Annotated in this window: 16 protein-coding genes and 4 tRNA genes; 14 read left to right on the top strand and 6 right to left on the bottom strand. The window is 71.5% G+C overall.

Annotated features, from left to right (window positions below):
• Positions 1-52: 52 nt before the first annotated feature.
• The 4 genes from MHW47_RS23005 (at position 53) to MHW47_RS22990 (ending at position 440) form a co-directional block, all read left to right on the top strand.
• Positions 53-125, top strand: a tRNA-Glu gene (locus MHW47_RS23005).
• Positions 126-185: 60 nt separating this feature from the next.
• Positions 186-258: transfer RNA gene (locus tag MHW47_RS23000), tRNA-Glu, on the top strand.
• A gap of 12 nt (positions 259-270) precedes the next feature.
• Positions 271-342: transfer RNA gene (locus MHW47_RS22995), tRNA-Gln, on the top strand.
• Between the two features lie 25 nt (positions 343-367).
• Positions 368-440 (top strand) — tRNA-Glu (locus tag MHW47_RS22990).
• Positions 441-621: 181 nt separating this feature from the next.
• Here MHW47_RS22990 and ndgR read toward each other — a convergent pair.
• Positions 622-1,338, bottom strand: a complete 717-nt coding sequence (gene ndgR, locus MHW47_RS22985; RefSeq protein WP_073963755.1) for an IclR family transcriptional regulator NdgR — start codon at positions 1,336-1,338, stop codon at positions 622-624.
• A 174-nt stretch (positions 1,339-1,512) separates the two neighbouring features.
• On the opposite strand from ndgR, the gene leuC reads away from it, so the two are divergent.
• The 4 genes from leuC to MHW47_RS22965 all read left to right on the top strand — a co-directional run bounded on the left by leuC (position 1,513) and on the right by MHW47_RS22965 (position 4,659).
• Positions 1,513-2,940, top strand: coding sequence for a 3-isopropylmalate dehydratase large subunit (leuC, locus tag MHW47_RS22980; RefSeq protein ID WP_239225681.1), 1,428 nt, complete (start codon positions 1,513-1,515; stop codon positions 2,938-2,940).
• Positions 2,941-2,942: 2 nt separating this feature from the next.
• A complete protein-coding gene (leuD, locus tag MHW47_RS22975; RefSeq protein ID WP_239225680.1) occupies positions 2,943-3,536 on the top strand; it encodes a 3-isopropylmalate dehydratase small subunit in 594 nt (197 codons plus the stop codon).
• A gap of 104 nt (positions 3,537-3,640) precedes the next feature.
• Positions 3,641-3,868 (top strand): hypothetical protein, encoded by a 228-nt coding sequence (locus MHW47_RS22970; protein WP_239225679.1) that lies wholly within the window; start codon positions 3,641-3,643, stop codon positions 3,866-3,868.
• Positions 3,869-4,011: 143 nt separating this feature from the next.
• Entirely contained in the window at positions 4,012-4,659 is a 648-nt protein-coding gene (locus MHW47_RS22965; protein WP_239225678.1) for an HU family DNA-binding protein, read from the top strand.
• 99 nt (positions 4,660-4,758) lie between these two features.
• Here the strand turns inward: MHW47_RS22965 and MHW47_RS22960 are convergent, their stop codons facing one another.
• Positions 4,759-4,962: a hypothetical protein gene (locus MHW47_RS22960; RefSeq protein ID WP_239225677.1), complete on the bottom strand. Its 204-nt coding sequence runs from the start codon at positions 4,960-4,962 to the stop codon at positions 4,759-4,761.
• A 9-nt stretch (positions 4,963-4,971) separates the two neighbouring features.
• A complete protein-coding gene (cofC, locus tag MHW47_RS22955) occupies positions 4,972-5,655 on the bottom strand; it encodes a 2-phospho-L-lactate guanylyltransferase (RefSeq protein WP_239225676.1) in 684 nt (227 codons plus the stop codon).
• Positions 5,656-5,816: 161 nt separating this feature from the next.
• On the opposite strand from cofC, the gene MHW47_RS22950 reads away from it, so the two are divergent.
• The 3 genes from MHW47_RS22950 to MHW47_RS22940 all read left to right on the top strand — a co-directional run bounded on the left by MHW47_RS22950 (position 5,817) and on the right by MHW47_RS22940 (position 8,817).
• Positions 5,817-6,569, top strand: a complete 753-nt coding sequence (locus MHW47_RS22950; RefSeq protein WP_239225675.1) for a 1-acyl-sn-glycerol-3-phosphate acyltransferase — start codon at positions 5,817-5,819, stop codon at positions 6,567-6,569.
• Positions 6,566-7,576, top strand: a complete 1,011-nt coding sequence (locus tag MHW47_RS22945) for an NAD(P)H-dependent glycerol-3-phosphate dehydrogenase (RefSeq protein ID WP_239225674.1) — start codon at positions 6,566-6,568, stop codon at positions 7,574-7,576. Before MHW47_RS22950 ends, MHW47_RS22945 begins: the two co-directional genes overlap by 4 nt.
• Positions 7,577-7,659: 83 nt before the next feature.
• A complete protein-coding gene (locus MHW47_RS22940; protein WP_239225673.1) occupies positions 7,660-8,817 on the top strand; it encodes a D-alanine--D-alanine ligase family protein in 1,158 nt (385 codons plus the stop codon).
• 68 nt (positions 8,818-8,885) lie between these two features.
• Here MHW47_RS22940 and MHW47_RS22935 read toward each other — a convergent pair whose 3' ends face one another.
• Complete coding sequence (locus MHW47_RS22935) at positions 8,886-9,374, bottom strand: DUF3515 domain-containing protein (protein ID WP_239225672.1); 489 nt, start codon at positions 9,372-9,374, stop codon at positions 8,886-8,888.
• A 20-nt stretch (positions 9,375-9,394) separates the two neighbouring features.
• Positions 9,395-9,628: an Lrp/AsnC family transcriptional regulator gene (locus MHW47_RS22930; RefSeq protein ID WP_239225671.1), complete on the bottom strand. Its 234-nt coding sequence runs from the start codon at positions 9,626-9,628 to the stop codon at positions 9,395-9,397.
• A gap of 240 nt (positions 9,629-9,868) precedes the next feature.
• Between MHW47_RS22930 and MHW47_RS22925 the strand changes: the two genes are divergently transcribed.
• Complete coding sequence (locus tag MHW47_RS22925) at positions 9,869-10,840, top strand: thiamine-phosphate kinase (protein WP_239225670.1); 972 nt, start codon at positions 9,869-9,871, stop codon at positions 10,838-10,840.
• A gap of 10 nt (positions 10,841-10,850) precedes the next feature.
• A complete protein-coding gene (gene thiD / locus MHW47_RS22920) occupies positions 10,851-11,660 on the top strand; it encodes a bifunctional hydroxymethylpyrimidine kinase/phosphomethylpyrimidine kinase (RefSeq protein WP_239225669.1) in 810 nt (269 codons plus the stop codon).
• 112 nt (positions 11,661-11,772) lie between these two features.
• Here the strand turns inward: thiD and rpmB are convergent, their stop codons facing one another.
• Positions 11,773-11,958, bottom strand: coding sequence for a 50S ribosomal protein L28 (gene rpmB / locus MHW47_RS22915; protein ID WP_026171429.1), 186 nt, complete (start codon positions 11,956-11,958; stop codon positions 11,773-11,775).
• A 292-nt stretch (positions 11,959-12,250) separates the two neighbouring features.
• Here rpmB and MHW47_RS22910 point away from each other — a divergent pair.
• Positions 12,251-12,644: DAK2 domain-containing protein (locus MHW47_RS22910; RefSeq protein WP_239225668.1), on the top strand; the 394-nt coding region annotated here is incomplete at its 3' end.

Genomic DNA, 12,644 nt, shown 5'->3' with positions numbered 1-12,644 from the left:
TTCTAGGTTCGAGTCCTGGTAGCCCAGCGCAGTACAGCAAGTTGTAGGACAAGCCCCCGTTGTGTAGCGGCCTAGCACGCTGCCCTCTCACGGCAGTAGCGCCGGTTCGAATCCGGTCGGGGGTACAGATCCTTCCCGCGAGACCACCTGGGTCGCACCCACGGTCTCGATGCAGGATCGCTAGGGCCCCCGTTGTGTAGCGGCCTAGCACGCTGCCCTCTCACGGCAGTAGCGCCGGTTCGAATCCGGTCGGGGGTACTTGCAACACCATGGGCTATGGTGTAATTGGCAACACTACGGTTTCTGGTACCGTCATTCTAGGTTCGAGTCCTGGTAGCCCAGCGCAGTACAGCAAGTTGTAGGACAAGCCCCCGTTGTGTAGCGGCCTAGCACGCTGCCCTCTCACGGCAGTAGCGCCGGTTCGAATCCGGTCGGGGGTACAACAGAGCACGAGGCAGAGGCCCTTCACTTCGGTGAGGGGCCTTTCGCTTGCCCGCGACGCGTGCGCCGTGCGGCGCCGCCCGCGCGCCCCCGGGGCGCGAAGTGGCATGGCGGGGAGGGGAGAAGGGGGCCGCCACGACGCTGGGGCGGCCACGGAGGAGACGGGAGGCGCGGCCGGGGTCAGCCGCTGCGGCGCAGCGCCTCGCTCAGCCGGGCCGCCGAGTCGATCACGGCCTGGGCGTGCATCCGGCCCGGGTGCCGGGTCAGCCGCTCGATCGGTCCGGAGACCGAGACGGCGGCGACCACCCGGTTCGACGGGCCGCGCACCGGGGCGGAGACCGAGGCCACGCCCGGCTCGCGCTCGCCGATCGACTGGGCCCAGCCGCGCCGCCGTACGCCGGAGAGCGCCGTCGCCGTGAAGCGGGCGCCCTGGAGGCCGCGGTGCAGCCGCTCCGGCTCCTCCCAGGCCATCAGGATCTGCGCGGAGGAACCGGCCTTCATGGTGAGCGTGGAGCCGACCGGCACGGTGTCCCGCAGCCCGGACAGCCGCTCCGCCGCCGCCACGCAGATGCGCATGTCGCCCTGCCGGCGGTAGAGCTGCGCGCTCTCGCCCGTGATGTCGCGCAGATGTGTGAGCACCGGGCCGGCCGTGGCCAGCAGGCGGTCCTCGCCCGCGGCCGCCGCCAGCTCGGAGAGCCGTGGGCCGAGAATGAACCGGCCCTGCATGTCCCGCGCCACCATCCGGTGGTGTTCCAGTGCCACGGCCAGCCGATGGGCCGTGGGTCGTGCCAGCCCGGTCGCCCCGACCAGCCCGGCGAGGGTGGCCGGTCCGGACTCCAGGGCGCTCAAAACCAGAGCCGCCTTGTCGAGAACGCCGACGCCGCTAGAGTTGTCCATACGACGATACTCGCGTCTCACTCTGTGAAACGCAAGTTCAAATTTCCGGCGAAGTTGCGAACCTGTACCGGCGGCCCCACAACGGCCCGTAGCCACCGCCCGGTACGGGGGTCCGGACGGGGGCGCACCGAATCTCTAGTTGGGCCGGCGATGACGCCGGCCGGAGGGAAAGCGATGGGTAGGACACTCGCGGAGAAGGTTTGGGACGACCATGTCGTCCGGCGCGCCGAGGGCGAGCCCGACCTCCTCTTCATCGATCTGCACCTGCTGCACGAGGTGACCAGCCCGCAGGCGTTCGACGGTCTGCGACAGGCCGGGCGCCCGGTGCGGCGCCTCGATCTCACCATCGCCACCGAGGACCACAACACCCCGACCCTCGACATCGACAAGCCGATCGCCGACCCGGTCTCGCGGGCCCAGCTGGAGACGCTGCGCAAGAACTGCGCGGAGTTCGGCGTGCGGCTGCACCCGCTGGGCGACGTCGAGCAGGGCGTCGTGCACGTGGTCGGCCCGCAGCTGGGCCTGACCCAGCCCGGCACGACCGTCGTCTGCGGCGACTCCCACACCTCGACGCACGGCGCGTTCGGCGCCCTCGCGTTCGGCATCGGCACCAGCCAGGTCGAGCACGTGCTGGCCACCCAGACGCTGCCGATGGCGCGCCCGAAGACGATGGCGATCACCGTCGACGGCGAACTGCCCGAGGACGTCACCGCCAAGGACCTGATCCTGGCGATCATCGCCCGGATCGGCACCGGCGGCGGCCAGGGCTACATCCTCGAATACCGCGGCTCCGCCATCGAGAAGCTCTCGATGGAGGCCCGCATGACCATCTGCAACATGTCGATCGAGGCCGGCGCGCGGGCGGGCATGATCGCCCCCGACGAGACCACCTTCGCCTACCTGAAGGGCCGCGACCACGCCCCGCAGGGCGAGGACTGGGACGCCGCCGTCGCGTACTGGAAGACGCTGCGCACCGACGACGACGCGGTCTTCGACGCCGAGGTCGTCATCGAGGCCGCCGAACTGGCGCCGTTCGTCACCTGGGGCACCAACCCCGGCCAGGGCGCGCCGCTGTCGGCCAACGTCCCCGACCCCGCTTCGTACGAGGACGCCTCGGAGCGCAACGCCGCCGAAAAGGCCCTGGAGTACATGGGGTTGACCGCGGGACAGCCGCTGCGAGAGATCAGCGTGGACACCGTCTTCGTGGGCTCCTGCACCAACGGCCGCATCGAGGACCTGCGCAACGCCGCGGCGATCCTGGAGGGCCGCAAAGTCGCCGACGGCGTACGGATGCTGGTCGTCCCCGGCTCCGTCCGGGTCGCCCTGCAGGCCGTGGACGAGGGCCTGGACAAGGTCTTCACCGCCGCCGGCGCCGAGTGGCGGCACGCGGGCTGCTCGATGTGCCTCGGCATGAACCCCGACCAGCTGGCCCCCGGCGAGCGCTCCGCCTCCACCTCGAACCGCAACTTCGAGGGCCGGCAGGGCAAGGGCGGCCGCACCCACCTGGTCTCCCCGCAGGTCGCCGCCGCCACCGCGGTGCTGGGCCATCTGGCCTCGCCCGCCGACCTGTCCGACGCCCGTACGCCTGCCGGAGTCCGATAACCATGGAAGCTTTCACCACGCACACCGGCCGGGCCGTCCCGCTGCGCCGCAGCAACGTGGACACCGACCAGATCATCCCCGCCCACTGGCTCAAGAAGGTCACCCGGGACGGCTTCGAGGACGGGCTGTTCGAGGCCTGGCGCAAGGACGAGCAGTTCGTCCTCAACCGCCCCGAGCGCGCGGGCGCCACGGTCCTGGTGGCCGGCCCCGACTTCGGTACCGGCTCCTCCCGCGAGCACGCCGTCTGGGCCCTCCAGAACTACGGGTTCAAGGCCGTCATCTCCTCCCGGTTCGCCGACATCTTCCGCGGCAACTCGCTGAAGAACGGTCTGCTGACCGTGGTCCTGGACCAGCAGACGGTGGACGCCCTCTGGGAGCTGACGGAGGCCGACCCGGCCGCCGAGGTGACGGTCGACCTGGAGGCCCGGCAGGTCCGCGCCGAGGGCATCACCGCCGACTTCGAGCTGGACGAGAACGCCCGCTGGCGGCTGCTCAACGGGCTGGACGACATCAGCCTCACCCTGCAGAACGAAGCCGACATCGCGGCCTACGAGGCGGCCCGCCCGGCCCACAAGCCCCGTACAATTTCGGCCTGATCAACCCGTTTTCAAGACGGCGCCCCCTGCCTTCTGGTAGGGGGCGCAGTCGTTTGTTGGGCCCCCGTCGGGCGACAACTCGCCCCAGATGGCACAATCGGTGCATGGAACGCGACAGCCAACTCAAGCTTTACGGCCAAGTCGCCGACCGATTGAAGGAAGCGCACTCACGGGTGCGCGCACTGCAAGTCCCGGACGGCGTAAGGATGGCGCTGAACCGGAAGCTGCTGGCCGTCACGGCCGCGGCGAAGCACGATCTTCCGGGCGCGGCGCAGCGCCTGGACCGGTTGATGAAGGACCTCGACGAGGGCCGATTCCCCGAAGGTGACTGACTCCGCGGAACTGCGCGGCGGTCGACTTCGTTGCGGCACTAGGGTGATTAGCCCGTTTCGTGTTTGATTTGCGGTATATATCTGCCTAACGTGCGAAAAAGCCTGAACAGATTGGTTCCGGCAATGTCTCCGAAGGGGAAGACGTGAACAAGGCGCAGCTCGTAGAAGCGATTGCCGACAAGGTCGGCGGCCGCCAGCAGGCCGCGGACGCGGTGGACGCGGTGCTCGACGCGATCGTCCGGGCGGTTGTCGCGGGGGACCGGGTCTCGGTCACCGGCTTCGGCTCGTTCGAGAAGGTGGACCGCCCCGCCCGCTACGCGCGCAACCCGCAGACGGGTGAACGCGTCCGGGTCAAGAAGACCTCGGTGCCCCGCTTCCGCGCGGGCCAGGGCTTCAAGGACCTGGTGAGCGGCTCCAAGAAGCTCCCCAAGAACGACGTGGCCGTGAAGAAGGCGCCCAAGGGCAGCCTCTCGGGCGGCTCTTCCGCCCGTACGACGGCCAAGGCCGCCGCCAAGAAGGCCACCGCGAAGAAGGCCACCGCCAAGAAGACGGCGACTCCGGCGAAGAAGACCACCGCCGCCGCCAAGAAGACCACCGCGAAGAAGACGTCGCCGGCCAAGACGACGGCGGCCGCGAAGAAGGCCACCCCGGCGGCGAAGTCGACGGCGGCCAAGAAGACCACCGCCGCCAAGACCGCGCCCGCCAAGAAGACCACGGCGAAGAAGGCGCCCGCGAAGAAGACCACCGCGCGCAAGACCACGGCCAAGAAGACCACCGCGCGCAAGAAGTGACACCGGGCCGCACGGCCCCCACACGCGCCGGGCCGGGCTCCCCTCGGGGAGCCCGGCCCGCGGGCTGTCCGGCGGGGCGGACCCCCGTCGGCGTACGGCTCAGAACGTCTGCAGCGTCACCAGGGTGATCCGCAGCCCGGCCCCCTCGCCCTCGCCCTCGATCCGCACCCGCTGCCCCGGACGCAGCAGCCGCAGCCCGCCCGCGTCGAACGCGGCGGTGCCGAACTCCACCGGGGTGCCGTCGTCGAGCAGCACACTGCCGCTGCGGGTCACGGGGTCGTACGTGTACGAGGTCGCCTGCATGGGTGCAGACTATCGGTCCCGGGCGGGCACCCCGGCGGCCCAGCGGCCCGCCGTGAACGGCCCCACCCCCAGCGCCAGCGCCACCCGCAGGTCCTCGCCGGTGTCCACGTCCCGGCGCACCGAATCGATCCCCGGCAGCGTGATTTCCACCGCGCCCGACGCCAGGTGCCGTGCCCGCGACGGACCCCCGAAAGCCGGCCGCAATTCCGTACCCGGACCGGCCGAGAGAAATGTCGTTCCGATTCCCGACGCATCGGCGACAAATGCGCGCGGAAAAGCGGCGGAGAATTCGAGGACCCGGGACAATTCCGCCGGACGCAGCGCGGGCAGATCCGCGTTGAGCGCGGCGAGTGGCGCGTCCGGCCTGGCCGCCCGGGCCACCCGCTCACCGTGCGCGAGGGCCGCGTTGAGCCCGGCGGCCGGGGAATCGGGCACCACCAGGGCCCCGAGCGCGCCCAGCGCGGCCCCCGCCGCCGTGTCGTCCGTGACGACCACCACATTCGCCACATCCGGGCAGGACAGCGCCGCCGTCACCGTGTCCCGGGCGAAGGCGAGGGCCAGCCGGGGGCGCAACAGCGCGCCCGAGGCGGCCGCCAGCCTGCTCTTGGCCCGCCCCAGCGGCTTCAGCGGGACGACCAGCGACCAGCGCCCGGCCGGGTCGGTGCTCGTGGCGGTGCCTGACTCGTTACGCATCGCCGCCTATTCTCGCCTGCCTGCGCCCCGACCCGGCGGGGTGCCTGCGGAGGTGAGGCGTACGGTGTTCTCGACAGAGCAGGGGCCTGGGGCGAGACTTGACCCTCGGTAGTCAGACAGTGATCAGCTCCACGATTCCGTTCACAGAGGAAGGTGTCCGAGTGTCCCGCCGCAGAATCGGCTTCTGGTACCGCCTGGCGGCGGTCATCGCGAAACCGCCGCTGGTGGTTCTCTTCAAGCGCGACTGGCGGGGAATGGAACACATTCCGGCCGACGGCGGATTCATCACCGCCGTCAACCACAACTCGTACCTGGACCCGCTCTCGTACGGGCACTTCCAGTACAACACCGGCCGCGTGCCCCGGTTCCTCGCCAAGGCCGGCCTCTTCAAGGGCAGCTTCGTCGGCACGATGCTGCGCGGCACCGGCCAGATCCCCGTCTACCGCGAGACCACCAACGCGCTGGACGCCTTCCGGGCCGCCGTGAACGCCATCGAACGCGGCGAGTGCGTCTGCTTCTACCCCGAGGGCACCCTTACCCGCGACCCCGACATGTGGCCCATGGCCGGCAAGACCGGCGCCGCCCGCGTCGCGTTGATGACCCGCGCCCCCGTCATCCCGGTCGCGCAGTGGGGCGCCAACGAGGCGATGCCGCCGTACGCCAAGGAGAAGAAGCTCCGTCTCCTGCCCCGCAAGACCCTCCGGGTCAAGGCCGGGCCGCCCGTGGACCTCTCCCGGTTCTACGGCAAGGAGCCCACGCCCGAGCTGCTGCGCGAGGCCACCGAGGTGATCATGCGCGCGGTCACCGCGCAACTGGAGGAGATCCGGGGCGAGCAGGCACCCGCCGAGCCCTACGATCACCGCAGGGCCCGTGCCGAACAGCGGCGCAGGGCCGAAGGAGAGGGACGCACGTGACGCACCCCGTGAAGGCCGCCGTCTTCGGTACCGGCTCCTGGGGCACGGCCTTCGCCATCGTCCTCGCGGACGCCGGCTGCGAGGTGACGCTCTGGGGCCGCCGGGCCGAGGTCGCCGAGGCCGTCAACACCACCCGCACCAACCCCGACTACCTGCCGGGCATCGAGCTGCCCGCCACCGTCCGGGCCACCACCGACGCGGCCGAGGCGCTGCGCGGCGCCGACTTCGCGGTCCTCGCCGTGCCCTCCCAGACGCTGCGCGCCAACCTCGCCGACTGGACTCCGTACCTGGAGCCGCAGACCGTGCTGGTCTCGCTGATGAAGGGCGTCGAAGTCGGCACGGCCAAGCGGATGAGCGAGGTCATCGAGGACGTCACCGGGGTCGGCGCCGAGCGCGTCGCCGTCCTCAGCGGGCCCAACCTCGCCAAGGAGATCGCCGAACGGCGCCCCACCACCACCGTCGTCGCCTGCCGGGACGAGTCCGTCGCCCGGCGCCTCCAGGCCGCCTGCCACACCCCGTACTTCCGCCCGTACACCAGCACCGACGTCGTCGGCTGCGAACTCGGCGGCGCCGTCAAGAACGTCATCGGGCTCGCCGTCGGCATCGCGGACGGCATGGGCCTCGGCGACAACGCCAAGGGCTCGCTCATCACCCGCGGCCTGGCCGAGACGATCCGGCTGGGCGAGGCCATGGGCGCCGACCCGCTGACCTTCTCCGGACTCGCCGGTCTCGGCGACCTCGTGGCCACCTGTTCCTCGCCGCTCTCCCGCAACCACACCTTCGGCACCAACCTCGGCCGCGGCATGACGCTCCAGGAGACCATCGCCGTCACCAAGCAGACCGCCGAGGGCGTCAAGTCCTGCCAGTCGGTGCTCGATCTGGCCCGCCGGCACGGCGTCGAGATGCCGCTCACCGAGACCGTCACCGGCATCGTCCACGAGGGCAAACCGCCGATGGTGGCCCTCAAGGAGCTGATGTCGCGCAGCGCGAAGGCCGAACGGCACTGAGCGGCCGGGCCGCCCCGGCTCACCCGCCGGGCGGCCCGCGCCGCGCTGACGCGACTCGTACCAGCAGGTACGCTCAACGCGATATGAGCAGCGAGAACCTCCCCCAGAGCACGGAGCACCAGCTCCGCAAGCCGCGTGTGGCCGTCGTGTTCGGCGGCCGCAGCTCCGAACACGGCATTTCGGTGGTCACGGCCGGCGCCGTCCTGAGCGCCATCGACCGGACCAAGTACGACGTCCTGCCGATCGGCATCACGACGGACGGCCGCTGGGCGCTCACCGCCGACGAACCGGAACGCATGGCCATCGCCGACCGGACCATGCCGGACGTGGCGCAGCTGGCCGAGTCCGAGGAGGGCGGGGTCGTGCTCTCCGTCGATCCCGGCAGCCGCGAGGTGGTGTACACCGAGCCCGGCGCGGTGCCCAAGGCGCTCGGCGAGGTCGACGTCGTCTTCCCCGTCCTGCACGGCCCGTACGGCGAGGACGGCACCCTCCAGGGACTCCTGGAGCTGTCCGGCGTGCCGTACGTGGGCGCGGGCGTCCTCGCCTCGGCGGTCGGCCAGGACAAGGAGTACATGAAGCGGGTCTTCACCTCCTTCGGTCTCCCGGTCGGCCCCTACCTCGTCGTCCGCCCCCGCGAGTGGGACCGCGACCCCGCCGCCGTCCGCGACCGCGTCACCGGCTTCGCCGCCGAGCACGGCTGGCCCCTCTTCATCAAGCCCGCCCGCGCCGGCTCCTCCATCGGCATCACCAAGGTGGACGACGCCTCCGGCCTGGACGCGGCCATCGAAGAGGCCCGCCGCCACGACCCCAAATTCCTCGTGGAGTCACTGCTGCGGGGCCGTGAGATCGAGTGCGGCGTGCTGGAGTTCGAGGACGGGCCGCGCGCCAGCGTGCCGGCCGAGATCCCGCCCGTCACCGCGCACGACTTCTACGACTTCGAGGCCAAGTACATCGACGCCGCCTCCGGGATCGTGCCTGCGCCGCTCACCGACGAGCAGACCGCCGAGGTCCAGCGGCTCGCCGTCGAGGCGTTCGACGCCTGCTCCTGCGAAGGGCTGGTGCGCGCCGACTTCTTCCTCACCGAGGACGGCACCTTCGTCATCAACGAGATCAACACCCTGCCGGGCTTCACCCCGATCTCCATGTACCCGCGCATGTGGCAGGAGAGCGGCGTGGACTACCAGCAGCTCGTGGACCGGCTCATCCAGGCCGCGCTCACCCGCCCGACCGGACTGCGCTGACCCACCGGACACGGCGAAGGGCGTGCGCTCCGCGAGAGGAGCGCACGCCCCGATCCGCCGGACAGGCCCTAGAGCCGCTTCGGCACCGTCTTCTCCACCGCGGGGGCGAGAGCCGCGAGCGGGGTCGTGTCGTGGGCGTACTCCTGCGAGAGCGACACCTCGACGTACGTCACGCGCAACGTGGTCGTCAGCCGGGGGCCGTCGCCGTCCCGTTGCTCCAGCATCCAGTTCACACCGTTCGCGGTGATCCCCTTGGACTGGTCGTCGTCCATCCGGGCGGGACGCTCCACGCCGCAGCGCAGTACGATCGCCCCGTCCCCCCACCCGGCGGTCAGCTCCGAACCGGGCTCGGGATCGTTCCGCTCCAGGCCGGCGACGGAATCCGGCAGCTCCCTGTCCAGCGCGCGGCAGTAGGCTGCGGCTTCCGTGGACGGGGTGGGCACCGTGACCGACGCCGCCGCGTCACCCGGTGAGCAGCCCGCCGCTGCCAGCAGCAGCAGGGCGGCGGAGGGACCGCGGAGCACGGGGCGGAGGAGCCGGCGGCTGGAGTACGTCACCGGCCCAGCGTAGACGGGGGCTAGAGGTGCACGACCGGGCAGGTCAGGGTTCTGGTGATGCCGTCCACTTGCTGGACCCGCGCCACCACCATGCGCCCGAGTTCGTCCACCGTTTCGGCCTGGGCGCGCACGATCACGTCGTACGGACCGGTGACGTCTTCTGCCTGAATGACTCCCGGAAGCTGGGAGATGGTCTCGGCGACGGTCGACGCCTTGCCCACCTCGGTCTGAATGAGGATGTACGCCTGTACCACGGAACCTCCAGGACGGCCACGAGGATCATGTGGGGGAAAGGGACGCCACGTTATCGCGTCGCCGCGCGCAGCGGGGAGACCCACGGGCCGGATGACGTCATCAGCGTGGCGTACAGAACGCACAAGTTGACGTAACTCTTGACAGTACCGACAGCAGTGACGGCACGCGACCGCGAGTGGGGCGGCGCGCACGGGGGACAGGCCGGAGCGTCCGGCCCGACAGATGAGAGGTGACACTCGGTGAAGGCAACCGTGGGCGAGTTGGGGGAGTTCGGGCTCATCAGAGAGCTCACGTCCCGGCTCACCACCACTCCGGCGGTCCGGCTCGGCCCGGGCGACGACGCCGCGGTCGTGAGCGCCCCCGACCGCAGGGTCGTGGCCAGCACGGACATCCTCCTGGAGGGACGGCACTTCCGGCGCGACTGGTCCACCGCCTACGACGTCGGCCGCAAGGCCGCCGCGCAGAACCTCGCCGACATCGCCGCCATGGGCGCCGTGCCGACCGCGCTGCTGCTCGGCCTCGTCGTCCCCGCCGATCTCCCGGTCACCTGGGCCGGCGAGCTGATGGACGGGCTGCGCGACGAGTGCCAGGTCGCCGGAGCGGCCGTGGTGGGCGGGGACGTGGTACGCGGAGACACCATCACCGTCTCCATCACCGCGCTCGGCGACCTGCGCAACCACGAACCCGTCACCCGGGCCGGCGCCCAGCCCGGGGACGTCGTCGCCGTCACCGGCTGGCTCGGCTGGTCCGCCGCCGGGTACGCCGTCCTCTCCCGGGGCTTCCGCTCGCCGCGCGCCTTCGTCGAGGCCCACCGCCGCCCCGAACCGCCGTACCACGCGGGCCCCGCCGCCGCCGGGCTCGGCGCCACCGCCATGATCGACGTCAGCGACGGGCTCGTCGCCGACCTCGGGCACATCGCCGAGGCCAGCAAGGTCCGCATCGACCTGCGGTCCGGGCTCATCGACGTGCCGTCCCAGATGTCGGACATCGGGCAGGCCGTCGGCGTGGACCCGCTCCAGTGGGTGCTCACCGGGGGAGAGGACCACGCCATCGTCGCGACCTTCCCGCCCGACGTGAAGCTGCCGGCCCGCTGGAAGATCATCGGCGAGGTCCTCAACCCGTCCGCGCTGCCCCAGGTGACGGTCGACGGGGCGCCCTGGACCAGCAAGAACGGCTGGGACCACTTCGGCGACATCGAGGACGCCCAGTAGATTGCGGCCCATGCCGATCATCACACCCGTACCGCCCCGTGTGCTCACCGTCGCCGGTTCCGACTCCGGCGGCGGTGCGGGCATCCAGGCCGACCTCAAGACCATGCTGGCGCTCGGCACGCACGGGATGAGCGTGCTCACCGCCGTCACCGCGCAGAACTCCCTCGGCGTCCAGGGCTCCTGGGAACTGCCCGCCGACGCCGTCCGCGCCCAGTACCGCAGCGTCGTCTCCGACATCGGCGTGGACGCGGTCAAGACCGGGATGCTGGCCACCGCGGCCCTCGTCGAGACCGTCGCGGAACTGCTCGCGGAGACGGGCGCCCCCGTCGTCGTGGACCCGGTAGGCGTCTCCAAGCACGGCGACCCGCTCCTGGCCGCCGACGCCCTCGCCTCGGTCCGCACCAAGCTGCTGCCCGTCGCGACCGTGGCCACCCCGAACCTGGACGAGGTGGCACAGCTCACCGGCATCACCGTCACCGACGAGGCCGGGATGCGCCGGGCCGCCGGCGCGCTGCTCGCGTTCGGCCCCCGCTGGGTCGTCGTCAAGGGCGGCCACCTGCCCGGCGACCCCGTGGACCTGCTCACCGACGGCAGCGAGGAGCACTGGCTGCGCGCACCCCGCCACGACAACCGGCACACCCACGGCACCGGCTGCACCCTGGCCTCCGCCATCGCCTGCCACCTGGCGCGGGGCGCCGAGGTGCCGGCGGCGGTCCGGGCCGCCAAGGAGTACGTCACCGGGGCGATCGAGGCCGGCTTCCCGCTCGGCGCGGGCATCGGCCCGGTCCGCCACGGCTGGCGGCTGCGCGCAGCGGACTGACCGCCGGGCCCCGGCCCCGGAGCCCGGGTCTTCGCGCGCACAGCAAAAAGCCGGTCCACCGAGGTGGACCGGCTTTTCGGGCAACCGGTAGGGCTGCGCTACGACGGGAACGTCAGCGCGCGACCTTGCCGGCCTTGATGCACGAGGTGCAGACGTTGAGCCGCTTCGGCGTCCGACCGACCACGGCACGCACGCGCTGGATGTTGGGGTTCCAGCGACGGGACGTACGGCGGTGCGAGTGCGAAATGTTGTTGCCGAAGCTCGGCCCCTTGCCGCAAACGTCGCAGTTGGCAGCCACGGGTCACTCCAAAGACTTCAGATGCACTTACAGTGAATTCCGGTACGCCGGATTCAAGGAATGAAGTGGCGGTACCGGGGGAATGTCCCGACTCTCGTCGGGCAACCGAAGCAGCATACAACGCCTGCTCCGGAGATACGAAACTACCATGGGTTCCGCCGCCGCCCTCCCCGCCCCCGGACCGGCCCGCCCCCCGGCCGGGACTACCCTGCGGTGCGGACAGCCGCCCGTGCCCCCGCTGCCGGGCCCGTCCCGAGCTTCGTCCCGAGCCCCGTTCCGAGGAGGACCCGAGGTGCCGCAGACCGCCGACGAACCGGATGCCGTCGCGGTACGGACCTGGTGCTCCCTGGCCCTGGAGGCCCTCGGCCGGGAACGGGAGGCGATCGACGCGATCAACGTCTACCCGGTCGCGGACGGGGACACCGGCACCAACCTCTACCTCACCGTGGAATCCGCGGCGGCGGCCGTCGAAGCCGTCTTCGCCGCCCACGAGACCGGCGGCACCTCGGTGCCCTCCGCCGCCGACGCGGTACGCGCCATGGCCCACGGCGCCCTCATCGGCGCCCGCGGCAACTCCGGCACGATCCTCGCCCAGCTCCTGCGCGGCATGGCCGGCGTCCTCGCGGAGGGCACCGGCGGCGACCGGATGCGCCTGGCCCTCGACCGGGCCGCCGTCCGGGCCCGCG

Origin of the sequence: Streptomyces sp. OfavH-34-F (assembly GCF_022347745.1) — a bacterium.
GTDB lineage: Bacteria > Actinomycetota > Actinomycetes > Streptomycetales > Streptomycetaceae > Streptomyces.
This window is presented reverse-complemented; position numbering and strand designations above follow the sequence as displayed.